General features: G+C 46.9%; 20 protein-coding genes, 1 pseudogene and 1 riboswitch. Of the genes and pseudogenes, 11 read left to right on the top strand and 10 right to left on the bottom strand.

The window, feature by feature from the left end; genetic code table 11:
- Positions 1-62: 62 nt before the first annotated feature.
- Positions 63-2,660, bottom strand: a complete 2,598-nt coding sequence (locus tag MHI21_RS06635) for a glycine betaine ABC transporter substrate-binding protein (protein ID WP_342419686.1) — start codon at positions 2,658-2,660, stop codon at positions 63-65.
- Entirely contained in the window at positions 2,635-3,858 is a 1,224-nt protein-coding gene (locus MHI21_RS06640; RefSeq protein WP_025722068.1) for a glycine betaine/L-proline ABC transporter ATP-binding protein, read from the bottom strand. Before MHI21_RS06640 ends, MHI21_RS06635 begins: the two co-directional genes overlap by 26 nt.
- Positions 3,859-4,373: 515 nt before the next feature.
- On the opposite strand from MHI21_RS06640, the gene MHI21_RS06645 reads away from it, so the two are divergent.
- Positions 4,374-4,937 (top strand): transcriptional regulator, encoded by a 564-nt coding sequence (locus tag MHI21_RS06645; RefSeq protein WP_028543060.1) that lies wholly within the window; start codon positions 4,374-4,376, stop codon positions 4,935-4,937.
- Between the two features lie 153 nt (positions 4,938-5,090).
- Positions 5,091-6,572, top strand: a complete 1,482-nt coding sequence (locus MHI21_RS06650; protein ID WP_342420185.1) for a carboxylesterase/lipase family protein — start codon at positions 5,091-5,093, stop codon at positions 6,570-6,572.
- A gap of 143 nt (positions 6,573-6,715) precedes the next feature.
- Here MHI21_RS06650 and MHI21_RS06655 read toward each other — a convergent pair whose 3' ends face one another.
- The 6 genes from MHI21_RS06655 to MHI21_RS06680 form a co-directional block, all read right to left on the bottom strand.
- The gene (locus tag MHI21_RS06655) at positions 6,716-8,746 is read right to left on the bottom strand and encodes a methyl-accepting chemotaxis protein (RefSeq protein ID WP_254351550.1); all 2,031 of its coding nucleotides are present in this window, start codon (positions 8,744-8,746) and stop codon (positions 6,716-6,718) included.
- A 241-nt stretch (positions 8,747-8,987) separates the two neighbouring features.
- Positions 8,988-9,935: a DMT family transporter gene (locus MHI21_RS06660; RefSeq protein WP_076292438.1), complete on the bottom strand. Its 948-nt coding sequence runs from the start codon at positions 9,933-9,935 to the stop codon at positions 8,988-8,990.
- A 172-nt stretch (positions 9,936-10,107) separates the two neighbouring features.
- A riboswitch (FMN riboswitch) is annotated at positions 10,108-10,252 on the bottom strand.
- A gap of 121 nt (positions 10,253-10,373) precedes the next feature.
- The gene (locus MHI21_RS06665; protein ID WP_061829586.1) at positions 10,374-11,069 is read right to left on the bottom strand and encodes a hypothetical protein; all 696 of its coding nucleotides are present in this window, start codon (positions 11,067-11,069) and stop codon (positions 10,374-10,376) included.
- Complete coding sequence (locus MHI21_RS06670; RefSeq protein WP_209949631.1) at positions 11,062-11,985, bottom strand: ABC transporter ATP-binding protein; 924 nt, start codon at positions 11,983-11,985, stop codon at positions 11,062-11,064. Before MHI21_RS06670 ends, MHI21_RS06665 begins: the two co-directional genes overlap by 8 nt.
- Before the next feature lie 127 nt (positions 11,986-12,112).
- The gene (locus tag MHI21_RS06675) at positions 12,113-13,057 is read right to left on the bottom strand and encodes a sensor histidine kinase (RefSeq protein ID WP_209949630.1); all 945 of its coding nucleotides are present in this window, start codon (positions 13,055-13,057) and stop codon (positions 12,113-12,115) included.
- Position 13,058: 1 nt separating this feature from the next.
- The gene (locus tag MHI21_RS06680; protein WP_023987588.1) at positions 13,059-13,766 is read right to left on the bottom strand and encodes a response regulator transcription factor; all 708 of its coding nucleotides are present in this window, start codon (positions 13,764-13,766) and stop codon (positions 13,059-13,061) included.
- Positions 13,767-14,071: 305 nt separating this feature from the next.
- On the opposite strand from MHI21_RS06680, the gene MHI21_RS06685 reads away from it, so the two are divergent.
- From MHI21_RS06685 to MHI21_RS06695, 3 genes are all read left to right on the top strand, one after another.
- Complete coding sequence (locus MHI21_RS06685) at positions 14,072-14,575, top strand: hypothetical protein (RefSeq protein ID WP_209949628.1); 504 nt, start codon at positions 14,072-14,074, stop codon at positions 14,573-14,575.
- Positions 14,576-14,674: 99 nt separating this feature from the next.
- Positions 14,675-14,983: a hypothetical protein gene (locus tag MHI21_RS06690; RefSeq protein ID WP_013309242.1), complete on the top strand. Its 309-nt coding sequence runs from the start codon at positions 14,675-14,677 to the stop codon at positions 14,981-14,983.
- Positions 14,984-15,196: 213 nt separating this feature from the next.
- Positions 15,197-16,828, top strand: coding sequence for a formate--tetrahydrofolate ligase (locus MHI21_RS06695; RefSeq protein WP_209949626.1), 1,632 nt, complete (start codon positions 15,197-15,199; stop codon positions 16,826-16,828).
- A 24-nt stretch (positions 16,829-16,852) separates the two neighbouring features.
- Here the strand turns inward: MHI21_RS06695 and MHI21_RS06700 are convergent, their stop codons facing one another.
- Together MHI21_RS06700 and MHI21_RS06705 are read right to left on the bottom strand one after the other, a co-directional pair.
- Positions 16,853-18,583, bottom strand: coding sequence for an AraC family transcriptional regulator (locus MHI21_RS06700; protein ID WP_342419687.1), 1,731 nt, complete (start codon positions 18,581-18,583; stop codon positions 16,853-16,855).
- Between the two features lie 107 nt (positions 18,584-18,690).
- Complete coding sequence (locus MHI21_RS06705) at positions 18,691-19,683, bottom strand: ABC transporter substrate-binding protein (protein ID WP_342419688.1); 993 nt, start codon at positions 19,681-19,683, stop codon at positions 18,691-18,693.
- Between the two features lie 178 nt (positions 19,684-19,861).
- On the opposite strand from MHI21_RS06705, the pseudogene MHI21_RS06710 reads away from it, so the two are divergent.
- The 6 genes and pseudogenes from MHI21_RS06710 to MHI21_RS06735 form a co-directional block, all read left to right on the top strand.
- Positions 19,862-19,993 (top strand): annotated as a pseudogene (locus MHI21_RS06710) (lysine transporter LysE); the annotation flags it as partial.
- A gap of 100 nt (positions 19,994-20,093) precedes the next feature.
- Positions 20,094-21,371, top strand: a complete 1,278-nt coding sequence (locus MHI21_RS06715; protein ID WP_341162011.1) for a DUF4367 domain-containing protein — start codon at positions 20,094-20,096, stop codon at positions 21,369-21,371.
- Between the two features lie 259 nt (positions 21,372-21,630).
- Entirely contained in the window at positions 21,631-22,827 is a 1,197-nt protein-coding gene (alr, locus tag MHI21_RS06720; RefSeq protein ID WP_165176342.1) for an alanine racemase, read from the top strand.
- 294 nt (positions 22,828-23,121) lie between these two features.
- Complete coding sequence (locus MHI21_RS06725) at positions 23,122-23,403, top strand: ribbon-helix-helix protein, CopG family (RefSeq protein ID WP_007429334.1); 282 nt, start codon at positions 23,122-23,124, stop codon at positions 23,401-23,403.
- Between the two features lie 6 nt (positions 23,404-23,409).
- Complete coding sequence (locus tag MHI21_RS06730; RefSeq protein ID WP_007429335.1) at positions 23,410-23,760, top strand: type II toxin-antitoxin system PemK/MazF family toxin; 351 nt, start codon at positions 23,410-23,412, stop codon at positions 23,758-23,760.
- A gap of 179 nt (positions 23,761-23,939) precedes the next feature.
- A complete protein-coding gene (locus MHI21_RS06735) occupies positions 23,940-26,162 on the top strand; it encodes a Tex family protein (RefSeq protein WP_341162010.1) in 2,223 nt (740 codons plus the stop codon).
- Positions 26,163-26,181 lie beyond the last annotated feature (19 nt).

Genomic DNA, 26,181 nt, shown 5'->3' on the forward strand with positions numbered 1-26,181 from the left:
GATCAGGGTTTACCCCTGATCTGCCTTTTGCTTATTCGTATGGTTTAAAAGCGGAAAAAATATTATTGCGGCGATTTAAGATCCTCGATAGAATCAATCGGTACATAGGATGGAACGACAAGCCCGGACATAACGCCAGTCATGTTGGTTCCGATGTCATCCACCTTATCCTTGTATTGAGCCCAATAATCAGCATGCGTCAATGGAAGCCAAGCGGCAGCAGTAGCATCTACACTTCCGCCGGCCACGCCAGTCCACATCGGGCCGATTTCCACTTGCAGGGCTGTTACTTTATAGCCCAATTTTTGTTCCAATACATATTTCAATACGTTCGTACTGGCAATTTCAGAATCCCAAGCAGCGTAGCTCAGCTTCAAAGGATCACCGTTGACGGGCTGTAGGCCCTTGATCCATGCCTGTACCTTGTCAGGATGTTTATCAGCCCAGTTCTTGGCAGCCTGCTGTGGGGCAATACCGTCCTGAATCGCGATCATCACTTCACCCATATCTTCAGCAGTCCACTTAAAGCGGCTTAGAAATTCATAAGCCACAGGAGCATCCTGCTTCAAACCTTTGCGGGCGATTGTATGAATTTCTTCCTTATCACCGTACGCTTTTTTAGGATCTTTCAAGTATTTCAAATCATATTTGTTAAACATCCAGTGAGGAGTCCAACCTGTTACGACGATAGGCTGCTTGGCTTTGATAGCTTTATCCAGTGTAGCGGTCATAGCAGCTCCAGAGCTTTCAAGCAGCTTCCAGTCGGATAAGCCATAGTCATTAATAGCTTTAGCGGTCAGCTTCATTAGTCCGGCGCCAGGGTCGGTACCGACAATGCGGTAACCGACCTCTTTGCCAAAGTCCTCGGTTGTGGCGGAAGCCGGAGCCGCTTCGGCTCCGTTATCCTGCAAATCAGTAATCGATTTAACATCCATGTAAGCTGGAACGACCAATCCGGTTTTAACACCGCTCATATTAGCCCCAAGATCGTCGAGCTTATCCTTGTATTTAGCCCAGTAATCCGCATGTGTTAACGGCAGCCATGCAGCCGGTGAAGCATCTACATCACCACTAGCGACACCCGTCCACATAGGACCTGCTTCAACTTGAAGTGCGGTTACTTTGTAACCCAGTTTGTTCTCCAAAATATAACTTAGCAAATTCGTACTGGCAATTTCGGAATCCCAAGCGACATAACTCAGCTTGAACGTGTCGCCATTGACAGGTTGCAGTCCTTTAGTCCATTCCTGAACCTTGTCGGCATGTTTCTCCGCCCAATCCTGGGCAGCTTGTTCAGGACTGGTTCCGGCTTGAATGGCAACCATCATTTCACCCATATCTTCCGGTGTCCATTTGAAACGTTTTAGAAACTCATAAGCGATAGGAGCATCCTGTTGCAAGCCTTTACGGGCAATCGTATGAATCCCCTCGGCTTCACCATAAGACTTCTTAGGGTCTTCCAAATATTTGAGATCATACTTGTTGAACATCCAGTGAGGAGTCCAACCTGTAATAATGATCGGTTTTTTCGCTTTAATGGCTTTGTCCAGTGTGGCCGTCATAGCTGCACCGGAACCTTCAACCAGTCTCCAATCAGACAAATTGTAGTCTTGAATTGCTTTGGCAGTCGATTTCATAATGCCTGCCCCGGCATCAATACCGATAATTTTGTAACCGACTTCTTCGCCAACCGGGTTGGCAGCAGCGTTACCTTTGCCAGATGCGGAATGATCCGTACCAACAAAATATTGGGATGCACCAGCGATCAAAATGACAGCTGTAACTGCAGAAGTAATCCATACTTTTTGCTTGCTGGATACGCGGCTTTTGCCTTTTTGCGTAGGTTTAAACAGGTTTTGCGTAAAACGGTCAAGCACAATAGCCAGAACGACAACAGCTAAGCCGGCTTCAAAACCTTTACCGATTTGCAGCTGTGTCACAGCACGGTATACAACAGCACCGATGCCTTCTGCACCGATCATGGAAGCAATAACAACCATGGACAGTGACAGCATAATCGTCTGGTTAATACCAGCCATTAAGGTAGGCAATGCCAGTGGAAGCTGAACTTTGAACAGCTTTTGCGCAGAGGTTGAACCGAAAGCATCTGAGGCTTCGATCAGCTCACCTGATACTTGCATAATCCCCAAGTTAGTCATGCGAATGGTTGGGGGGATAGCAAAGATAACAGATGCGATAACACCAGGTACAACACCCAGGCTGAAAAAGGTAACCGCTGGGAGCAAGTACACGAACGCAGGCATCGTCTGCATAAAATCAAGTAAAGGCGTGATAATGCGGGATGCGGATTTACTGTATGCACACCAGATCCCGATGGGAATCCCGATAACAATGGATACGAGCGCAGACGTGATGACCAGTCCGAGCGTATTCATTGTTTCACTCCAATAGCCGAGATTATCAATCAGCAGGAAGCCGATGACAGTAAACAGCGTAAGCTGAACCCGCCCGATCATAAAGGCGATAATCCCGATGATCACGATGAACACCAGAGGGTGCGGAAGCATGAACAGGCCTGAGAAAAAGCCTACTACAGCTTCTATAATAGAAGAAATAACATTAAACAATCCAGCCAGATGAATACCCATCCAGTCGACAATGGATTGAATCCACTCAGCGATTGGCAGTTTCGGTATCATGGGCATTCACCTCCTTTGTAGTGGTAACATCTCCACCAAGTGCGCCGAGCAATGCTCCACGGACGATAACGCCCAGCAGCTTTTGCTTGTCATCGACCACAGCCAGCGGCACCTTGGACGAGCTTGTAATTTCAAACAAATCATTAATGACAGTCTCGGCAGCAACCTGCGGTCCGTCAGTAATCAAAATATCTTCAATTTTCAAATTATTGCGCAGTGCATGAACAGCATCCTCGGCGTTAATAACACCCAGTAGCTTTTTAGTACGGTCAATGACGAACAAATTGGATATCCCACGCTCCCGCATCAATTCCAGAGCCACACGTGGACCACGATCCATGGTGATGGTTTCTGGACGAAGCATGACATGAGCAGCCGTCAATACCTTAGACAGATCCACATCCTCGACGAAGCGGGCTACATAAGAGTTAGCCGGTTGGATCATAATTTCTTCCGGTGTACCGATTTGTACGACCGCACCGTCTCGCATCAAGGCAATCCGGTCACCAATCCGCAACGCTTCATCCAGATCATGGGTGATAAATACAATTGTTTTCTTCATTTTATCTTGAAGTTCCAACAGCTCATCCTGCATGTCACGGCGAATGAGAGGATCCAATGCACTGAACGCTTCATCCATCAGGAGCACTTCAGGGTCATTAGCCAGCGCCCGTGCCAGGCCGACACGCTGCTGCATACCGCCACTCAATTCATCGGGCATTTTATCGCCCCAGTTTTTAAGACCAACCAGTTCCAGCGCTTGTTGCGCCTTTTCCTGACGCTGTACTTTTTCTACCTTTTGAATTTCAAGACCATATTCTACATTTTCTAATACAGTCCGATGTGGGAACAGGGCGAATTTTTGAAAAACCATGCTGATGGTTTTACGACGAACTTCGCGAAGTTGTTCTTTGTTCATCTTACGGAGATCTTTGCCGTGGACCAGAATTTCACCGGAGGTAGGCTCAATCAAGCGATTTAGCATTCGCACCAAAGTGGACTTGCCACTGCCCGATAGCCCCATAATTACGAAAATTTCACCTTGCTTAATTTCCATGTTGGCCTTATTGACACCAACAGTAATCTGTTTTTCTTTGGCCAACTTTTCCTTGCCCCAGCCTTGCTCCAGGAGCGGAACACCTTGCTCTGCGTGAGGACCAAAGAGTTTGCTGACATTTTTGACTTCCAAAATCGTCATACATACACCTCTTCTTTCTATACTTTGCTTGGTATTAACCCCTTGTTGCATTAAGGATTGAGTATAAAAATCATAATTCTGAACATCCTGAACGGTTAATGACAAAATTAATTGTAACAGAAGCATTGCTTACATTTCAAACAAAAAAACTGTTCATAAAGTACGTACAGAAAAAACTGTACAAAGTTTCCTCTGATATGCTCCTTCGTTCTTTAGAATGCTCAAACATTCGGAACTTTACAACCGATAGTGCTTTTTTTAAAATAGACAATGAAATATAACCATAAGAAAAAGATTTATGTATATCCATAATTTTAAAAGTTTACTATCATTAGCGATTTTGCGAATTATGATTTTGAACGATCCATGCTGTTGTAATATAGACAGAAGCTTTGTTTTTGAAACATTTCATTTATTATTGAAAGATTTCATACATTGCGTCAAAGCTAATCTTTTACGGGTAAATCGTTCATACTAGGTTGTGCAAAATGCTCTAAAATTAGGAGGTTGCAAGCATGAGCTTGTACCAGTTAGGTGATGAGCAGCAGGCTTCGCTGCAAAAAATTCGCAAACGTGTTATAGAAGCTATAGGTAAAAACATGGACCTGTATGGGATCACTTTGTCTGCGGGGCATTTATACGGTTTGCTTTTCTTTGCGGATAAACCGATGACGCTGGACGAGATGGGCCGTGAAATGGAAATGAGCAAAACGAGCATGAGTACAGGAGTTCGAACATTATTGGATCTGAAAATGGTAAATAAGGTATGGAGCAAGGGCTCACGCAAAGACTTGTATGAAGTCGAATATGACTGGCATCAAACCTTCACTGATTTCTTCGCTATTAAATGGAGAAAAGCGGTAGAAACAAATTTACTGGTGTTGCGCAAAGCCATTGATGAGCTGGACAGATTGATGAATCAGGGTGAAGAGTACGAGGAATTTAAGGCGATTCTTCAGCAAGATCGTATGAAAATGAAGCAGGCCGTCGCTTATTACAAGTGGCTAGACCGACTAATTGACTCTATGGAAAGCGAAGAAATTTACAAGCTGATTCCCAAAGAAGAAGTTCGGGATTAATCGCTATTTCCCTATCTTGTTTATAAAAATGCCGGAGCGCAAAAGTGCTTCCGGTATTTTTTGGTTTGGCCGTGTGCAAAGGGTATAATAGAGATATGTAAAGATTGATATTATACCGTTGTGTTGAAGATACGAAATAAAGGAGGCTTCATGATGGAGAGTATTACAGTACATACTCGTTTAGGTCAATTACGTGGGGAAACGGGGAATGGATATCATGTATGGAAAGGTATCCCATATGCACAGCCTCCTGTTGGAAAACTACGTTTTCACGCGCCCCAGCCTTTGGAGTCTTGGGAGGGTGTACGGGCTGCGACGAGTTTTGGGCCAATCTGTCCGCAACCTATGCCATCCGCTGAAAGTATGACTGGAAATCTGGTGGAACCGCCTGAGCAGTCAGAGGATTGCTTATACCTGAACATTTGGACACCTGCTTCGAAGGCTCCTGAGAAGGGACGTCCGGTGATGGTGTGGATTCATGGCGGTGCCTTTGTCACGGGGTCCGGGATTATACCTTTATATGACGGGGAACGCATGGCGAAGAATGGCGATGTTGTGGTTGTTACGATCAATTATCGATTGGGGCCGTTAGGATTTTTGCATCTGACCCCAAAGGGAGATGGCCTGACCTCTAATGCGGGACTGCTGGATCAGATCGCTGCGCTGGAATGGGTTAGGGATCACATCTCTGCCTTTGGCGGTAACCCGGACGAAGTAACGGTGTTCGGTGAATCGGCAGGCGCGATGAGTATTGCCGCTTTATTGGCGATGCCAGACGCTGAGGGACTGTTCCAGCGTGCGATTTTGCAGAGCGGTGCGTCGCAGGTATTGCCAACCTCACAGGCCGAACAAGTGACGGCTGTGTATCTGCAGCAGCTGGGTGTGGACACTCAAAATCCAGAACGATTGTTTACGCTGCCGACAGATGCGCTGATGCTAGCTATGGCGAAGACGCATGAAGTCATCGGACCAGGGATGGCGATGATCTATCAACCCGTCGTGGACGGTGTGACCTTGCCAGATGAGCCGCTGTCTGCAATCGCGCAAGGTTCAGCAAAGCAGGTATCCGTTTTGATTGGAACGAACTTGCATGAGGGGGCCTATTTCATCCGAAAAGAATCCCATCTAATGAACAAGTCAACAGCGAATCAGGCATTGGAAATGATGACAGGTATGTCAGACATCGGCGACCTGATAGAACCATTTCCTGTTACGATTGAGGGACAGGCACAAATGTTGACTGATCTATTTTTTTGGCGTCCTGCATTGGCTCTTGCTGTTGCGCAGTCGGCGCATGCGCCTGTATGGATGTATCGTTTTGATTGGACATTGCCGGGGCATCCTACCTTTGGACAAGCGGTTCACGGTGCCGAAATTGCGTTTGTTTTCGATAATCTGGAGCTGCTAGGTAAGCTTGGATTAGAGATTCAACCGTCGATGCAGAAGCTCGCTCAAGCTATGCAGCAGGCATGGGTTGCTTTTGCACGTGATGGGAAGCCTGTGCTGTCCGAGGAGGCTTGGCCGATGTACGACAGGGAAGAGCGGACTACAGCTATTTTCCATCAGGATATTAAAATGGAGCACGACCCCGAAGGAGATAGACGCCGTCAGTTAACCGGTCAGATGACCCTATAAGTAAACAAGAGAGATCACCCCAAGTACTCACATGGAAAAAGCCTTCGCCCGTAATTAGTATACGGACGAAGGCTTTTGTTAGTCATTAGATATACTGCTGCTCATTCTTACTTGCATGAAATTGCAACGATACGATGTGTAACTTAAATCTTAAATCGCTTAACCAGCTGTTGCAAATCCTGGGCCATGTTGGACAACTCCTGAGACGAAGATGCGATTTCCTCCATGGCCGCCATTTGCTCCTGAGCGGCAGCAGAGGTTGTCTGCGAACTGTCCGCCGAATTGCGAGACAGACTTGCCAAATGGGTGACAGTAGCCGAAACTTCCTCTGTACTGGCTGAGATTTGTTCAGCCGCAGCGGACACACTTTGGATTTGTTCCACAATATGAGATGTAGAGCGTTCAATATTCGTAAATGCACCTTCTGCATCTTGGCTAATACGTAATCCTTCACCTACCTGGTTACGAACATTACCGTTCATGGTAGCGGTGGAGCGTTGAATCAAATCGAGCATCTGAGTAATGATCTGACTGATGGAATCTGCACTTTCCTTGGATTGCTCAGACAGCTTGCGTACCTCTATAGCGACTACGGCAAATCCACGCCCGGCCTCGCCAGCTCTGGAAGCTTCAATAGACGCGTTCAGAGACAACAAATTGGTTTGCTTGGCAATGGCGGCAATAGCTGTATTCATCTGCTTCGCATCGTCTGAGAGCTGGGATAGCTCATCCATCAGGCTAGCCGTTTGGCTTACAGCTTCCAGAATACGGTCCATTTGTGTCCGCACATGGCTGATCATTTGACTGCCTTGAGCTACATCATGCTCGGTTTGTCCTGCTGAATCCACGATGGAGCTTGCTGATTCGGCAATGGTGCTGACACCCTTGGCCATTTCTTCAACGGCATTAGCGGTTTGCTCGGATGCCTCGGCGCTGGTGGCTGCATTTTCTGCGGATTCCATAACCGTTTCCGCTACGTGTTGTACGGACTCCGTCGTTTGCTCTGTGCTTTCCTTGATCATCAGAGAAGAGGAAGCAAGTCGGGAGGACGTTTGATTGACCTCGGAAACCATCGTATGCAAGGAATGAGTCATCTGGTCAAAATTCTGTGCCAGTTCGCCGAACTCATCCTTGCTGGATAGGTTAACACGTTCGGTCAGATTTCCGTCACGGACGATGCGTGTTCCTGCTTGCAGCTTGCGCAGCGGAATTAAGAACGAGCGGACCATAAGCACAATGATGATCGCAGCGGCAAGTATGGAAATGACAATCACAATTAGGCTTTGCTTCAGAATCGGTTGGGCTGCATCACTGTAATCCTCCAGATCCGACAGTGCGACAATGCTCCAACCGGTGAGAGGGTCCTTAAGTGTAAAGGCCAGCATATCTCGATTCATAAATTGAATTTGCGACATGGAAGGAGTATCATTTTCGACGGTTGTCGCCACTTCGGGAAGTCCCTCTATGGCGTCAGCCGGTTTTTTGCCTGTCTTGTTAAAGGCTGTTCCAGTCCCAGATACAACTTTATGTTCAGAATCAACAATAATGAGTCCTCCGCGTTCACCAATCTTAACAGACTGCAGACTTTCACCCATCTTGTCCAGATTCAAAGCCAATGCAACAGCTCCTTCACCGTCCTCCAGCGTTCCCGATATATTAACGACTAAATTCCCTGTCGTGACGCTGGCAACTGGAACACCGACGAATACTTTGCCCTTTTCCAGCATCGCATTTTTGTACCATTTTCTCTCTCGGGGGTCATAATCGGCCTCCTGTTTTTTCGGTGAACGTATGTATTGCCCTTTCGCATTACCGAGAAGCGCGGCATCTAGCTCGGGATGAGCCTTGACGATGACATCCAACTTTTTCTGAAGGGCCTCTTGGTTGGTACCAATGGAATCAGAATTGATTTCAGTGGTAAGCACGTCCAGGTCTTTCATAATAGGCGCTACATACTGATTGACATTGCTCCGGATCAAATACAGATTCGTGTATACGGAACCGCCCATTTGCTGACTGAGTTGTGTTGTAGCCCCCTGATAGGAAAAGTACCCGATAAGTACGCTCGGAATCAATAACACAGCTAAAAAAGATATTATTAATCTTGTCCTCATTAAATAAAACTGCTTGAGAAACCTGTTCCACCACGGAACTGTTTGTTTTGTTTTAGTCATAGCTCTTGCTCCTCTGTGTCTGATGATCACTACATTCTTTTATTCGACAGAAACCGACTAATTTTATAGATGTAATCTTTGAGAAACGAAGAATAATTACATGTTTTAGACACTTTTTCTGAAAGATAGGTCTAAAGTGCTATATTTTATATGAATACGAATACATAAAAAAGCCAAATCGGAGATGCAAAAGCATCTTCACGATTTGGCTTGGGTGAGTCATGAAAGGGACGTTGAACTGTTAATTTTTTTGCTGACGTGAAATCATAAAGAGCGTAATCCAGATGAGCATAAAACCAGTCAATTGCGCTACAGTGACAATTTGCTGAAATGCGATCCAGTTAATCACGACACCAACCATGGGAAAGCTCAGTTCTGCCATCGTAGCATAAGACGCTTTGGTCGTACTTAAGCCTTTGTAATACAGCAGCAAGCTGAGAAGACCCGGAAGCAATGCCTGCAATAGCAGATTGATAATCACAGCTGCGCCCGCCCATGTACCGGCAGGCATATTCCATGGCGCATGCTCTACAGAGGTGAGGACAATCAGCAGAGGGAGCGCCACCATGAAGCGGAGGGAGGTTACTGTTTCATATTTCATTGAACGAAGCAAGTAACTTCCCATGACTGTCGAACCGCCCCACAGAACTGCTGCACCGAGTGCAAGCAGACTACCAACCTGAACAAAATCACGAACATGTCCGAAAGGGAGCGACCAACCGAAGGTCAGAAGATACGTCCCGAACAGAGCAACGACAATTAATAATCCAAAATGACGCGGCAACATTTCCTTCAAAATAATACGGGCTAGAACAATAGCGACCAAGGGTTGAAGCTTCTGGAGTAAGAGTACAGCATTCAAATCACCATTGCTGAGTGCCATAGTGAAAATCACGCTGGCCAGAGCCGAGCCGCCCCACGAGACGAATAAAATAGCGAAAACTTGACGAAGCCGTACCGCTTTGAGTTCCTCACGATGCTTCCATAGCATCGGTGTCAGAGCGAGGAAGAGCAGCACATGCTCCATAAGTACAATTTGTGTTGAAGTAAATGACTTTAGCAAAATAATACGAAAAAGCGGGTCTGCGCCCCACAAGGCTGCTCCAATTGCGACCAGCCAAAAACCGCTTTTCATGTGGGAGCTACGATCAAAACCTTTGGATGTTAGTACAGTAGAAGATTGACTCATACTCAATTAGCTCCTTGCGAATACAGGACCGGTGGCACAAAAACCCCCGTCCATGGCGAAAGGCCATGCAAGACGGGGGTTGATCAAATAAACTTGCCGCTTTATGCAAGTTAAATGAAGTTGCTGCAAAACTAATAACGCAGTATTCATCCACTTCGCGGCATGTTGATATTTCGATCTTCTTCCATCCGGACTTTACCGTCGGCTTTGGCATCTCACCAAATCAGTCCGTATCCTGTTGCCAGATACAGAGTCGCGGGCTTAGCTCCATGAGCCATACCGCCGGTTGGGAATCTCACCCTACCCCGAAGATCCTTATTCCGTTTTTAATTTCTCCTATAGGATATACCTGTTTTAGAATGAAGTCCAGTGAAAAATGTGTGTATATCTAACAATGATTTTCATCTGTTTTTTGAAAGCGCTCTACGAAATTACATATTACGAGGTAATATCCTTATACTCAATACGTCGAATCGCCGCATAAGCCACAAGCATTCCTAGTAGAGAGAAGCCAATTTGCACGGGGGCTATGGAGCTAAGTGTAGCGCCGTTATTATTGGAGAAAAGCAATGCTACAATCAGGATTGAGGTCACAATGGTGGTGGGTACAGAGTATCTTCGCATCCCCATATACAGCGGAACCAATCCCATAAAGCTGGCAGCAACGGCATTGATCAGCGTCCGTGCTGATTGTTGGCCCAGTATGGATAGAGTAAGGTTATCCGGTACAATCAAGACAAACTGGTTGAGTAGATGAATAGCAGCCGTAATGATTATTTCCGAAATAATAATAGACAAGAACGTAAACAGCAGCACAACCAAGAGCTTGGCGATCATCAGCTTTTGACGGTGAATCGGATACATAAACAAGATCGTAATCGATTTGGATTTAAATTCTCCGACGATAAAGCGGCATAGCAAAACGGAGGAAAATACAATAAATGTTGCTCTCACAAAATTGTCTATTAGATCCAGGAGTTGAGTGTACTGTGTGAATTCGGGTATTCCTTCACTTTGACTGTCCAGCGCGATAATACAGAGCAGCCCAAGAATGCATGCATTGGCGATCAGTGCTGAACGGATATAACCCGCCAGATGAAATTTTTTCAGCTCCAACTGCATCAATTTAAGCATGGAGATCACCTCCGTTTAACAGGCGCAAAAAGTAGTCTTCCAGTGTGCTGCTTTTCTGATGAATGGAATCCACTTCTATATCATTTAAAATGAGCGTCTTCGTAATTTGTTTCTGCGGTACATTTGAATCGTAAATACGTATACTCTGTTCATTGAGTACTCTTATATTATTCAGATTCAGATGATGGGAGAGGACGTAGGTCGCTTTTTTACAATCGTTGGTCGTAAATTCGATATATTCCGTATTGGTTTCCCGCACCTGTTCCATCGACACTTCCTCAATCAGCCGTCCGTGATTAATCACGCCTACTGTATCCGCAATCTGCTCTATTTCCGCTAAAATATGACTGGACACGAGCAGAGTCATCCCATATTCCTTGCATAGCATGTGGAATAGTTGGCGGATTTCCTTGATTCCCACGGGGTCCAGACCATTAATGGGTTCATCCAAAATGAGTAGTTCTGGCTTAGTTGCAATAGCGCGGGCAATCCCGAGACGTTGTTTCATTCCCAGCGAAAAATCCTTTACCGGCTTGTCATCCGCATTTATTAAATTCACTAATTCCAGGGCATCCCGAACAGCCTGCTTATTATAGTAGCCCATGTATTCACAATGAAGTTCGAGATTTTGCTGTGCCGTCAGCCTGTCATAAAAAATCGGGTATTCAATAATCGAACCCATCCGTCCGAGCAGATGATACGATTTTGGCGTTAATTTCTCACCGAATAATTCAATTTCACCCGATGTTGGCTTGATTAAATTCGTAATCATTTTCATCATCGTTGTCTTGCCTGCCCCGTTAGGGCCGAGAAAGCCATAGGTTTCTCCCTTGCGCACATTCATACTGACTCCCGCTACAATTTCATTGCCCTTCAGGGCCTTGGTCAACTGATGTGTACGTATTACGTAAGTCATAGGTGTTCTCCCTTCGTATACTGCTGATAATTCAAGGATAAAGGGCGAAATGTTCATTTTTCTTTCGTGATTCTTACAAATTTATTAAGTTGAGCACAAATCGAATTATGCAAAATGCTGAGTTCGATTAATAGTTGATTTTCTTCAATGTAAAAGAGAAGACTGTCCGCTCATAAGGTCTACTAGTCAATTGAATTTCTCCGTTCATCGTTTCAACCAGACGTTTGGCAATCGTAAGGCCCAGTCCGCTGCCTTGTACCGCCTTATTACGGGAGTCCTCCAGTGTGTACATGCGTTCAAAAACTTTATCTTGCTCAGATTCCTGTATGCCTTTGCCACGATCCCATACCTCTATACGCACTGTATCCTGCTGTTCCAATAGAGCCAGACCCAGCGTCCGTCCATCTGCCCCATAACGAATGGCATTCGAGATCAGATTGTTCAGCACCCGCCCAATCGCTCCTTCGTTCCCCAAGGCATGAATGGAGTGCTCCGGGATTTCAATATGCACAGTAAACCCCTGTGCGGTCAGCAGGTCATAAAACTCCAAAATGCTGCGTCTGCACAGTTCTCCCACTTCCAGTCGAGTCAACGGAATATCCGTATCATTAGCCTCCAGCTTCGCCAAATTAAAAAAGCTTCCGATCAACTCAATCGCTTCGCTTGTCTTTTGATGAATTTTGGATAGCAGCTTTATACGTTCTTCCGGCAAAATAGTCGGATCGCCATCCAGCATCTCGGCATATCCAAGCACAACCGTAAGCGGGGTCTTGAGATCGTGTGAAATGTTCGAAATCATTTTGCGCATAGCAATTTGGCTACGGTTGTAATCTGCTGACACTCTGAGATTCAAGTCCAGCAGTCGGTTAATTTCCGTCATGAGTCGTTGCAGTTCAACGTCACCTGTGACATATAGCAGCTTTTCCGCATGATTCACCGTCACAATCCGCTCTAGTAGGGTTCGGATATCCTTTATTTTGCGCTTATAGGCCATACGCTCCCGCCAAAGCCATACTATAACGACTGACATGATGAGGCCGACAATCCATTCAGAAATGTTTTCGATGTTCATATCAACCATTCTCCCATTTGTAGCCAATGCCCCATAGCGTTTTAATGTGGACAGGATGAGAGGGATCTTCTTCGATTTTCTCACGTAGGCGGCGAATATGGACGTTAATCACGTTCTCGTCGCCCATATAATCGTCTTTCCAAATAAATCCGTATAATTGTGCTTTTGTAAATACCCGGTTCGGATTGGCTACAAATAGCTTCAAAATATCGGACTCTTTGGCTGTTAGCTGAATTTCATTTTCATTGCGTATGACTGTAAAATGATCAAAATCAATGCGCAGACTGCCGTAGGTCAAAACTTGTGCTTGCGGCTGTTCCTCCTGCTGTTGCTGACGGGCATATGTAGTAGATCTGCGGATCGCGGACTGAATACGAGCTGTCATTTCCAGCATTGAAAAAGGTTTGGCAACATAATCGTCTGCCCCAAAGCCCAGTCCAAGCGCTTTATCCACGTCGCTGTCCTTGGCTGACATAATCAGAATAGGTACGGCGCTGTGGGTACGGATCCGGCGGATCACCTCCATACCGTCCACCTTCGGCATCATCAAGTCCACCAGTACCAGATCATAGGTATGACGTTCAAAGGCAAGAAGACCCTCTTCCCCGTCATAGGCAGTGGTTAGACTGTATCCTTCCTTAGTGAGTGCTTTGAGTAGCATTTCGGCAATGGATAGATCGTCTTCAATAAGTAAAATATGCTGTGACATAGGTGTGGAACACCCCTAATTTTTAGATTAAGCTCGCGTGACGAACTGTACCTGAATTATATAGAGCAGTGGAGGGGATTTCCATAAAAAATATCCAAAGAAAAAATGAAAACTCCCTGGATCGTCCCAGGGAGTTACGTAATCAGCAGTGTCTGGTAATATATCTTTCCTCTATTATACTGAAAGAGTTTATAATCCGGTGTTTGGAATACGATGTTATGATATACGTGACATGCTTTATACTAGAAATCAGGTATGTCTAATCACGAGCTACGGCACAGGACCGTCAATAAAGGAGAGCAAAGATGTTTGTCATACGGGGAACACAAAAACTGCTGAAGGAATGGGAGACTGAACCACTTCAAGTTGATATTTATCCGCCTTTGAATAGTTGGCATGCCAGCTTGTTTTTACTTAATCGAAGAAAAAATATAGTATTTATGCATGATATATCCCGCTTAAGCATCACGCTTTTTGGGATTAAAAAATCGCAGTACAAAAGCTTGCCAGCTCTTTTTATGCAAGCCTTGAAGGAATTTATGATCAGCGAAGGCTTTGATGAACAGATCGTAAAGGCCTACATACAGGAAGGCGAGCAGATGCTGGCTACTACGACGAATAGTCATAGTGTAATGAGAACCTTAGATGAGATTATTTTTATCATGAAGGAACTGGATATGGAGCATGGGTGCGAGCTGGAAAAAAACCAGTGGAATAACCGGATTGTTTTCAAAACTGTAGAATACAAGTACCCTGTTGATGTTTTTAAAGAAATGCTAGAAAAGCATTATAAACTAGAGAGTATTTGAGAAATTTATGATTTTACCGAAATTAGTTCCATTTATTCCCTCTGTCCTATATAATCTAATATAGTTCTAAAAGACTATATAAAGAGAGGTAAGGGGTAAATGAAGATTAAATTAAGAAATAAAACTGGAATGATTAAGGAACGCAAAGTAGGTTTTTCATGGACTACGCTCTTTTTCGGTTTCTTCCCTGCGTTGTTTAGAGGGGATTGGAAGTGGGCAGTTATTATTTTTCTGGTATCGATCCTTACGAGTGGGGCGTCCAACTTTGTATTTTGCTTCATTTATAACCGCTTACATATTAATGATCTGCTGTCCCAAGGCTATGGTCCTGCTACTAAGAAATCCCAAGCTATCCTGATTTCTAAGGGATTTATTGCTGAAAATTACGCTGCTAACTTTGCAGGTTAAATTGAGAGCTGTTTGTTAAACGAGACGTATCAAAAGAGCATCCACCAAAGTCCATGCGGGCGGGGAATGCTCTTTTTTTTATAACTCACATGATAGCAACGCTTGCGATGAAATGAATCATAGCGCAATAAGCGGCACACTTTGGTAAAATAAAACGATACAGGGTTTGACACCATCGGTCAGACTTATAAAACGGGGGGTACATAACGAAAGATGAAGAGGATTATTGATATAGCCAAAGAAGCAGGCATTGAAGAAGAACATCTGGAGACGTATGGAAAATATAAAGCGAAGCTGAATCCGTCCCTGTGGGAGCAGTTAAAGGATCGCCCGAATGGAAAGCTGGTGCTGGTTACGGCAATGAATCCCACGCCGGCGGGAGAAGGAAAAACGCTGACAACCATCGGGCTGTCACAGGCGCTGAATGCGCTGGGGCATAAAACCGTTGCTGCGTTGCGTGAGCCGTCCCTTGGCCCTTGCTTCGGTATGAAAGGAGGAGCAACCGGGGGAGGACAAGCCCAGATTGTTCCGGCAGAAGACATTAACCTGCATTTTACAGGTGATATTCACGCGATTTCGGCAGCGCATAATTTGCTGGCAGCGATGATCGATAACCATTTATTTCATGGAAATGCTTTGCGATTGAAACCGGAGCGGATCGTGTGGAAACGCGCTGTTGATATGAACGACCGGAGTTTACGAAATATTGTGACTGGATTGGGGTCAGGTAATGGAGCAGTGAGAGAAAGTGGCTTTCTGATTACCTCGGCTTCAGAAGTGATGGCAGTATTATGTTTAAGTGAAGATATGGACGATCTTAAAGTGCGATTGGGTCGGATGGTGATTGGTTATAACGAAGATGGCGAAACGGTAACAGCTGAGGAACTCCAGGCGGTGGAAGGTATGGCTGTGCTGCTGCGGGAAGCATTGAAACCCAATCTGGTGCAAACGTTGGAGGGAACTCCAGTTATTGTGCATGGTGGACCTTTTGCGAATATTGCGCATGGATGCAGTAGTTTGATCGGTACGAAGCTGGCCCTGAAGCTGGGAGAGGTGGTCGTCACGGAGGCTGGATTCGGGGCCGAGCTGGGCGCGGAAAAGTTTTTTGACATCAAGTGCCGTCAATCCGGTTTGCAGCCAGATGCGGCTCTGTTGGTCGTAACAGCCAAAGCGCTGAAATATAACGGCGGTGTAGCTAAAAATGAGCTGGATGCAGAAAATCTGGAGCAATTGCAACTTGGATTAGTCAACATGAACCGGCATGTTCGGAATTTGCAAAAATTTGGCGTACCAGTACTGGTAGCGCTCAACCATTTTGTAACAGATAGCGAAGCCGAGTTGGAACTGATTTTCTCGGAATGCCGCAAGCTGGGTGTACCCGTAGAGCTGTCACAGGTGTGGGCACAGGGAAGCCAAGGTGGAGAAAAGCTGGCCCAAAGCCTGCTCAACCTGCTCCAGGAGGACAAAGCCCATTTTGCACCATTGTATGAGCATACACTTGATTTGCAAGCGAAAATTAGTGTCATTGCGAAGGAGCTTTATGGTGCGGCAGAGGTAGCTTACACTCCTGCGGCCAAACGGGCGTTGGCCGGTATGGAGCAGCTTGGTTTTGGACAACTGCCTGTATGCATGGCCAAAACACCGTATTCTTTCTCAGATCAACCTTCTCTGCTAGGTGCACCGGAGGGCTTTACCATTCACGTGTCCAGCGTTTCTTTGTCCGCAGGGGCAGGCTTTGTGGTCGTGGAAACAGGCAATACTATGACGATGCCAGGATTACCCAAATCCCCAGCAGCTGAGCATATGTCGCTGGAGGCAGATGGAAGCATTCATGGTCTAATGTAGTATCTTTAGAAAAATGGCAGCTTATCAGGTTGAAGTGACGAGCAGTTTGGGCAGTGCAGTAAGCAGTTTTTGCCGGGTCATGGCATCGCTCCAGTTCCAGCGGTCAGCTTCTACGAAATATACCCGACCTTGACGTACAGCAGGAAGGCTGCGCCAGAGAGGGCTGCTGATCATGCGTTCCAGCGTACGTTTGGATTCTGGAGCTGTTGGGACAAGCATAAAAATGCGGTCCCCGGCGTAATCAGGCAATTCGTTCAGATCTATTTCCGCGAAGCCATGTCCCTCGTCGAGCACCTTTTGGATCGGCTCAACGGGCTGAAAGCCCTGTGGGTGGTAGAGGGCCGACGAGAATCCGGACATACCCATAACAAAGAGCCGATCACCATGATCGAAGATGAAGACGGAGGCTGTTTCTCCGGCTGTGATTTGCGTACCGAGCTGCTGCCACATTGCCAGATTACGGGCTGTGAAGGTAGACAACCAGCGTTCGGCCTCCCGCTCCCTACCGAGCCAGGTGCCAAGTGTACGCATTCGTTCCTCCAGCGTGGCGAAGGAGTTGAAGGTGACGGTGGGAGCGATACTGGCAATGCGCTCATATTCCTGTTCATCCGAATTAGCGATGATAATTAGATCAGGATCGAGAGCACTGGTCAAGCGGGTATCCAGTGGAAGGCCCACATCGGCGACATTCACAAGACGATGTTTATAGACGCTGTATTCACTGAGTCGCAGACTTCCACCGATGGCTTTGGCCCCTAATGCCAATAGATCGCCCATCGTTTCTCCATGATAGATGATGCGGCTTGCTCGGCGCGGAATGTGAATATGGTGACCCGTCCAATCCTTGACGCGCACAGAACCGGAGACAGAAAGTGCGTACTTGCCCGGGGGAATCCCGGTCATTTGCCTAAACCGTCGATTAAAATAATATTCGTCAGAGAAACCAACCTGACGGGCAATTTCACGTAAAGGCCGTTTGCATTCCAGCAGCAGCCGCTTGGCATGGTTCAAGCGCAGCTCAGTGAGGTAATGCAGCGGCTTTTTGCCTGTCATTTTACGAAACAATTGGGAGTATTGCCATATGGAAACGTTCGCTTGTTCAGCGAGCTGCTTGACGGTAATGGGCTTTTCATAGTGGTTTTCCATATATGAAAGGGTACCTTCCACCGATGCTGGCAATGCCGGATTAGAGGTATTATTTTGATCAATATGGGTGTGGTCTTCCTGCCACAGCAAGAGCAACTCTTGAAACATGATTTGCTGCCGTAATACAGATGTTTGGTTATGCGGCTGTACCATTTGTTGGGTACTATGAAATAGCTCTTCAGTCAACTGAATAAGTTTGGAGGAAGAAGAGGAGACGATGCATTCGCGCGGTCTCGGCAGGACAGGTCCATGATATAGGGATGGCATACGTACTGCGTGTTCACCCAAGGCCATGTCCGCTTGTGGTTCTGACGGCAAAGCGATGACCTCAAACGTGATTTTGTAGTATTCGGGCACAGTTCCATTCAGGGGAGCGATTTGATAGGATTCACCTGGAGCTAGCCAATATCCATGACCTGTATGGAATAGATACTGCTCTGAGCCAATGTCCACCATACCTGTCCCACCGATGAACATAAGCAGACAGTGATATGAATTGGGACGTGATAATAATTCATCGGTAGGCTCACCAATCAACGCAATTTCTTTAAAATGAAAAAGCAGTGAACTGAACGGGGGAGGATATACGGACGACGGAGACTGGTTCACGGTATTGCTCCTTTTATTGAGAATGGTTATCATGTATTTATAAGTATACCTCCTTTAGGTTCAACAAAAAAGAAGCTATCAACAAGTGTCGATAAGCTTCTCCAATTTTATTTGATGAGCTTGGGCAATTCCTCCAGCAGCCATTCTCGAGTGGAAGCATCACTTTCAGTTTTGCCAATATCCTGAGTATACACACGCCCCTGTTGGACAGCAGGGAGCTGGAGCCACAGCTTGCTTTTCATTAACAGTTCGGTGGATTGTTGGGCTTCTGAACTTGGTGTTCTTAGTATGAAAATCCGGTCTCCAGCGTATTGTCCGATCACTTCCTGAGATATTTGCACAAATCCTTTGTCTTCATCCAGGGCTTTCTGGATAGGAGGGGTAGGTTTGAAACCATTCTTTTCATACAGTATTTGTGACAGTCCTGTCCGTCCCATTGCGAATAAACGGTCACCTGGATAGTAGGTAAAGACTGAAGCTGTTTCCCCCGCCTTAACACCTTCTGCGTGAAGTTTAGTCCACATCTCCGCTTCCTTTATTTTATATTGTGCAAGCCAATCTTCAGCAGCCTTTTTCTTGTTCACAATGTCTCCGAGATGCAGCAAACGTTCGTTTAACGGGGCAAAGGTATCGAACATAATTGTAGGTGCAATTTTTGTTAACTCTGCGTATTGCTTTTCATCTGTATCGGCGCTAAAGATCAGGTCAGGCTGTAGTTCCAAGGCTTTTTCCAAATTAATCGGGAACCCCAGATCGGCCACGTTCTGAACCTGCTTCTCATAAACCTTGCCTTCAATCATAGAAGTCGATGTACCTATAGCTTGTACGTCTAAAACCAATAGATCCCCATAGTTTTCTCCGAAGTAAGCAATGCGTCCAGGAGTCGTGGGAATGTTCACTGTATGTCCCTTATAGTCTGTGTAGTCACGAGTTGTGGCAGCTTCCGATGTTTTTGTTGATGCTGTTGTGTTGCTGCTTGCAGTCTGATTGTCAGATGCGCCGCATCCCAGCAGCAATGCCCCCATAAGAAAGAAAAGGCAGATCAGAGCAGTGTATTGTCGAGTAGAATTTTTGTTGATTGTCGAGTTCTTGTTGACCATAGCAACCTCCGTATAATAGAATGATTCAGAATTTTGTAAATGAGAATTATTATCACAAAAGCAATGATAAGCGCTGAACCCTCAATACTCAATGGACAAACTTGGTCAATAAATCCGATTTTGTACAAAATAAGTCTCATGTGTTCTCAGCTCATTTCAGGCTTCAAATTTTATTGATTTGTCATTATCTGTTGTACAGGTGATCATGTGGCTCATTGGAGCTATATTTTTGTGTTACGTGGGGTACGACAGCATTAAAAATGCAGATCATGATATTGCGCTAGAAGGAGAGAAAAAGACGAAATCATTAGGATACGTTCAAGCTTGTCATGCCAGTCTGCATAAATCGAACAAGTTCTTCATAGACATGTACTAATTCATTTAAAACATGTGCTGAAGGGGTTGATGACATGCGCCGGATTTCATGGATGCTTGCCATGGTCATGTGTGTAACGCTGCTGCTGGCCGGGTGCGGCAAGAAGAGCGCGGACGATGTGGTTAAAGATTTGAGTGACGTGGTGAGCGACCTGAACAGCTACCACGGTACAGCTTTGATGACGCTGCATACCGGCGACACGCCGCAGGAATACAAGGTGGATATTTCCTACCGCAAGCCGTCCTATTACCGAATTGCCATGACGAACGAGAAAAAGGATGTTACGCAAATTGTGCTTCGTAATGATGAGGGTGTATTTGTACTGACACCCAGCCTGAACAAAAGCTTCCGTTTCAAAAGCGACTGGCCAAACAATCAGGGTCAAGTATATTTATATGAAACGTTGGTTCGCAGCATTATCGGCGATGCCTCCCGTCAGTTGGCTACCGACGATAAATCCTATGTGTTTGATGTGGCAGCGAATTACAACAGCCATGCGCTGGTGAGACAAAAGATATGGCTGTCCAAAAATGACTATGCACCGACTCAGGTACAGGTGTCTGATGCGAATGCCAAGGTAGTTGTTGATCTGAAATTCGATCAATTTGCTTTTGATACGAAGTTTGACAAGGACTCTTTTGATATGGAGCGGAACATGGCTTCAGGTAAGACGAGTACGGGTAGCGAAGGGGCGCCATCTTCCGGAGCAGTGGAGCCCAGCGGTCAGCTTGATCCTTCCGGTGCGATAGATGGGACGACTGGCGTGACGTCTGGCGAACCCGGACAAGAGCAGGGAACAGCAGGGGATGCAGTCCAGCAGCCGTCAGGGGAAGCGAAGGTGGACGGTACTGCCACAAATGATACGTCCAAACCGGACGCAGCAGCCAACGCAGATGCGCAGCAACAAACCCCGGGCACATCGGATGCCGCAAACGGAACGTCAGCGGGAACAGATGCGGCAGAAGCTGTGATGGGTGAGTTCGGCTTAATCGAACCATCCTACACGCCAGCCGGAGTACAGATCAAGGATACGCCGGAGCTGGAGGATAATGGTACACATGCCGTGATGCTGCGGTATAGTGGAACGTATAATTATACCATTGTGGAGGCGCGCCCAAAAGATCGGGCAGTCGCACTAGCCGCAGGCGAACTGGTTGATATTGGAGGAAGCTTTGCCGTTCTGACCGGAAGCGAACAGCAGACGATGACCTGGATGAATGACGGAATCGAGTTCAGAATCACCAGTGCTGACCTGCCTGTAAGCGAAATGATACAAATTGCCGCTTCTATACAGGATCAATCGGGTAAATAAAACTTTATAGACGGATGCAGACGGTCTAGAGTGTAAAAATGCTCTGCTGCCGCCCGTATCCGTCTTTTGTTCATTCGCGGTCTAGGATGTGCACCGCTTGTATGTCGTGTTCATTGTAGAGGATGCTGGCAAACTTCTCCTGCCATTTGACAGCCACGTTTTTGAACATTACCATTAACCTTTGGAAGCAAGAACTTTGCCACACTCCGAATGGTAAAAGGTTATGTTACAGGCTAACAATTGAAGAAGGTGACTGGATTTGCAAGCACAATACAGATCGACCCGGGCCGAAATCAACCTGGATCACCTTGGCGCCAACTATGAGGCTTTTCGCAAGGCATTGCCAGCGGATAAGCTGATACTGGTCTGTGTCAAGGCTAATGCCTACGGACACGGCGCCGTGGAAATTTCAAAGGAATTGGAACGCCTTGGTGCGGATTATTTGAGCGTCGCTTTTCTGGATGAAGCGTTGGAGCTTCGTCATGCAGGGGTTCAGCTACCAATTCTAGTACTTGGTTACACCTCACCGGAAGCTGTGCAAACGGCTTGGGATCATGATATCTCATTGACAGTGTTCAGTGAGGAAGTGCTGGAGGGTATCCGCAGACTGGACCGCCAAGGAAACGAACGCAAGTTGAAGGTGCACATCAAAATAGACAGCGGCATGGGAAGACTGGGTTTGCTGCCTGGAGAAGAGGCTATGGCTTTTGTCCGGCAGGCTCACGAATTAGAGCAAGTGCTGCTGGAAGGCATGTACACCCATTTTGCCCGCGCGGATGAAGAAGACAAAAGCTATACACTGCTACAATATGATCGGTTTCGGGGCGTGGCGGAAGCGCTAAGGGAACAAGGTATCACCATTCCCATTATACATACGGCCAACAGCGCCGCTACCATTGATACCCCTTCTCTTTCCCCCAATATGGTGCGGATTGGTATCAGTATATACGGTCTGTACCCGTCTGATGAGGTTAACCGGCAAGCCATTGAACTGCTGCCTGTATTGTCATTGAAGACGGCGGTGGTTTATACCAAGACGCTTCCTCCCGGCTGGGGAGTTAGCTATGGCACCCGGTATGTGACTTCCAGTGAAGAACGGATCGGTACACTGCCAATCGGCTATGCGGATGGATACTCCCGCATGCTGAGTGGGAAGATCGAAGTATTGATACGCGGTCGCCGCGTCCCGGTACTCGGCACGATTTGCATGGACCAGTGTATGGTATCCTTACAATCTTTCGCAGAAGATGCGGAAGAAATCCAAACCGGCGAAGAGGTTGTTCTCATCGGTCAGCAGTCCGGCGAAACTATCGCGGCGGATGAGCTGGCATCCAAGCTTGGTACGATCCACTATGAGGTGATCTGCATGATCGCAGACAGGGTACCGCGTGTATACACACGAGGTCATGTTCCTGTTGTTCGAGTGAACTCGCTTCTTCCAACCCGCTGGAATTAATTTCATAACGCAAATTACCGAATAAAAGCAGGAGTTTTCGCAGAACGTCCCGAAATATGATACAAAGGAAAGAAAAGAGCGCTATAACTGTCAAAAGACGCATCAGGCTCCGCTGACACTTGTATTTCGGGGATCAAACGCCTGTACGAAAACGAACTGCGTAGTTTATAATGGAATGCAGCATAGATGATATACGAATATCATATACATTCTCTTGTATTCCGTTTGAATAAATTACCGGGAATAACGTTATAATGGTACAATGGCGACAAGGTTTTGGGGGTGGAAGAGAAGTTGGCCAATTTGCAGAACACCAAAAGAATAATGATCAGTTTGCCAGATCATCTCTTGCAGGAAGTGGACGGGATCGTAGCTATGGAAAATTCCAACCGCAGTGAATTTATTAGGCAGGCCATGAAGCTGTATGTAGGCGAACGTAAAAAACGTTACATTCGTGAAGCTATGCAGCGTGGATACATGGAAATGGCTAAAATTAACTTAACCATGGCATCCGAAGCCTTTCACGCGGAGGAAGATGCAAACAGCACCTTGGGCCGTACAGTTAGCGGGGTGTAATCCATATTGATCGTAAAGCGCGGCGACGTTTTTTTTGCAGACCTTTCACCCGTAGTCGGTTCCGAGCAAGGTGGCGTCAGACCTGTGCTGATCATTCAAAATGATATCGGCAACCGGTTTAGTCCTACTGTGATCGTAGCAGCCATCACCGCCCAGATTCAGAAGGCAAAGCTGCCTACACACGTGGAAATCGACGCGGCGACGCATGGCTTTGATCGTGATTCTGTTGTTCTTCTGGAGCAAATTCGGACGATCGACAAGCAAAGGCTTACCGACAAAATCACCCATTTAGATGAAGAAACCATGCGCAAAGTGAGCGATTCGCTACAAATCAGTCTCGGTTTGATTGATTTTTAGCGTGATGGAACGACGAGTGAAACGGGAAAAGGGCAGCGCTTGGGCGCTGTCCTTTTGTGTGTCCGATGAAAAATGCAGGTAGGGCTTGCTTTAACGTCACCTGCTGGCGCTTTGAATCATTTTTTGTGATAATGAAAGACATGGTGTAAGACAAGAGCTGTGAGGAAGAAGGGATAGGTTTGTCTAACGAGGAAACGAAGACGGAAATCCGGCAGGAGCCGAACGAAGCAGAACGCCAAGAGCGGATTGTCAAACAAGTGGCGAGAGAGCTGTCGCTGGCACTCAAGCAAATCCGGACAACGATCAGTTTGTTGGATGAAGGGAATACAATTCCTTTTATCGCGCGTTATCGTAAGGAAATGACAGGAGAGCTGGATGAAAATCAGCTGCGTGAAATTGAAGATCGTGTGGTGTATTTGCGTAATCTGGAGGATCGTAAGGTAGAGGTCATCCGCATTATTGATGAGCAGGGCAAGCTGACGGAAGACCTGCAGGCTGCTATCACCTCTGCGGTTAAACTTCAGGAAGTGGAGGATCTGTACCGTCCGTATCGGCAAAAGCGCAAAACCCGCGCCAGTGTAGCAAAGGAACGGGGACTGGAGCCGCTCTCTATCTGGATCTGGAGCCAGCCGAAGCAGGGCGATGCTCTGAAAGAAGCCGAGTCTTATGTAAATGCGGAACTGGGAGTGGACAGCGCCGAGGCGGCCATCCAAGGAGCCTTGGATATTTTAGCTGAAAATATAGCGGATGATGCGGCTATTCGCCAATGGGTACGCCGATATACGCTGGACCATGGTATGTTGACCTCCGAAGCGAAGGACGCGGAGCAAGAATCCGTGTATGAGAACTACTACAGCTATCGTGAGCTCGCTAAGAAAATGCCACCTCACCGTATTCTGGCGATTAATCGCGGAGAGCGGGAAGGCATTCTTAAGGTTGGTCTGGAGGTAGTGCCAGATTCCATCTACAATTACGTGGCAGGTCAAGTGATTAAAGGATCGTCTGTCGTGCAAGATCTGCTCCGCAGTGTCATCGAGGATGCGTACAAAAGACTTATCGCGCCGTCTATCGAGCGTGAAGTGCGCGCTGAAATGACGGAGAAGGGCGAGCAGCAGGCCATCTCCATCTTTGCAGGCAACTTGCGCAGTCTGTTGCTACAGGCTCCGATCAAGGGCCGACGTGTGCTCGGTGTCGATCCGGCCTATCGGACAGGCTGTAAGCTGGCGGTTGTCGATGACACCGGCAAGCTGCTGGAAGTGGCAGTGACGTATCCGACACCGCCGAACAACAAGAAGCGCGAGGCTGCTGAAAAGTTCAAGCAGCTGATTGCCAAATACAGGATTGAATTGATTGTCATTGGTAACGGAACCGCTTCGCGCGAGACAGAGCAATTCGTAGCGGAAGTCATCGCGGACATTGGTGACAGCAGTCTAGCATATCTGATCGTCAATGAGGCGGGCGCGAGCGTATACTCTGCCTCCAAGCTGGCACAGGAGGAATTTCCCGATTTGGACGTGGCCGAGCGCAGTGCGGCTTCCATCGCACGTCGTGTTCAGGACCCGCTGGCTGAGTTGGTCAAGATTGAGCCGAAGGCTATTGGTGTAGGCCAATACCAGCATGATGTGTCGCAGAAACATCTGGATGAAAGCTTAAAGGACGTTGTCGAATCAGCCGTTAACCATGTCGGTGTGGATGTGAACACGGCTTCCTCTGCGCTGTTATCCTATGTAGCAGGGATCAACGCGACGATTGCCAAAAACATCGTTAAGTACCGTGAGGAAAACGGAAAATTCAGCAACCGTCGTCAGTTGCAGAAGGTGCCGCGTCTTGGTGCAAAAACCTACGAGCAATCTGTAGGCTTTATCCGTATACCGGGTGGAGAAAATCCGCTGGACCGCACACCGATTCACCCTGAATCTTATGCTGTCGTAGACCGCCTGTTGGCGGAATTGAACATTAGCGCTCACGATCTGGGTACTAAGACTGCAATGGAAGCACTGAGCGTGTCCAACATTGACGAATTGGCTGCGAAGCTGGAAGTCGGCGTGCCGACACTGAAGGATATTCTGGACAGCCTCCAGCGTCCGGGCCGTGACCCGCGTGACGAGCTGCCGTTGCCTGTATTCCGCAAGGATGTGCTGAAGATCGAGGATCTGGCACCGGGTATGGAGCTTCAGGGAACCGTCCGCAATGTCATTGATTTCGGCGCGTTTGTCGATATCGGTATTAAAAGTGACGGGTTGGTTCATATTTCACAGCTGCGCAGTGGCTTCGTAAAGCATCCGATGGATGTCGTATCTGTCGGTGATAACGTAACGGTGTGGGTGTTGAATGTTGATTTGAAAAAAGGCAGGGTTGGTCTGACGATGAAACCTCCTGCAGAGGCGCAATCGCAGGCATAATACTTTAAATAAAGCTGTA

This window comes from Paenibacillus sp. FSL H8-0168, from assembly GCF_038592955.1.
Taxonomy (GTDB): Bacteria; Bacillota; Bacilli; order Paenibacillales; family Paenibacillaceae; genus Paenibacillus; species Paenibacillus polymyxa_B.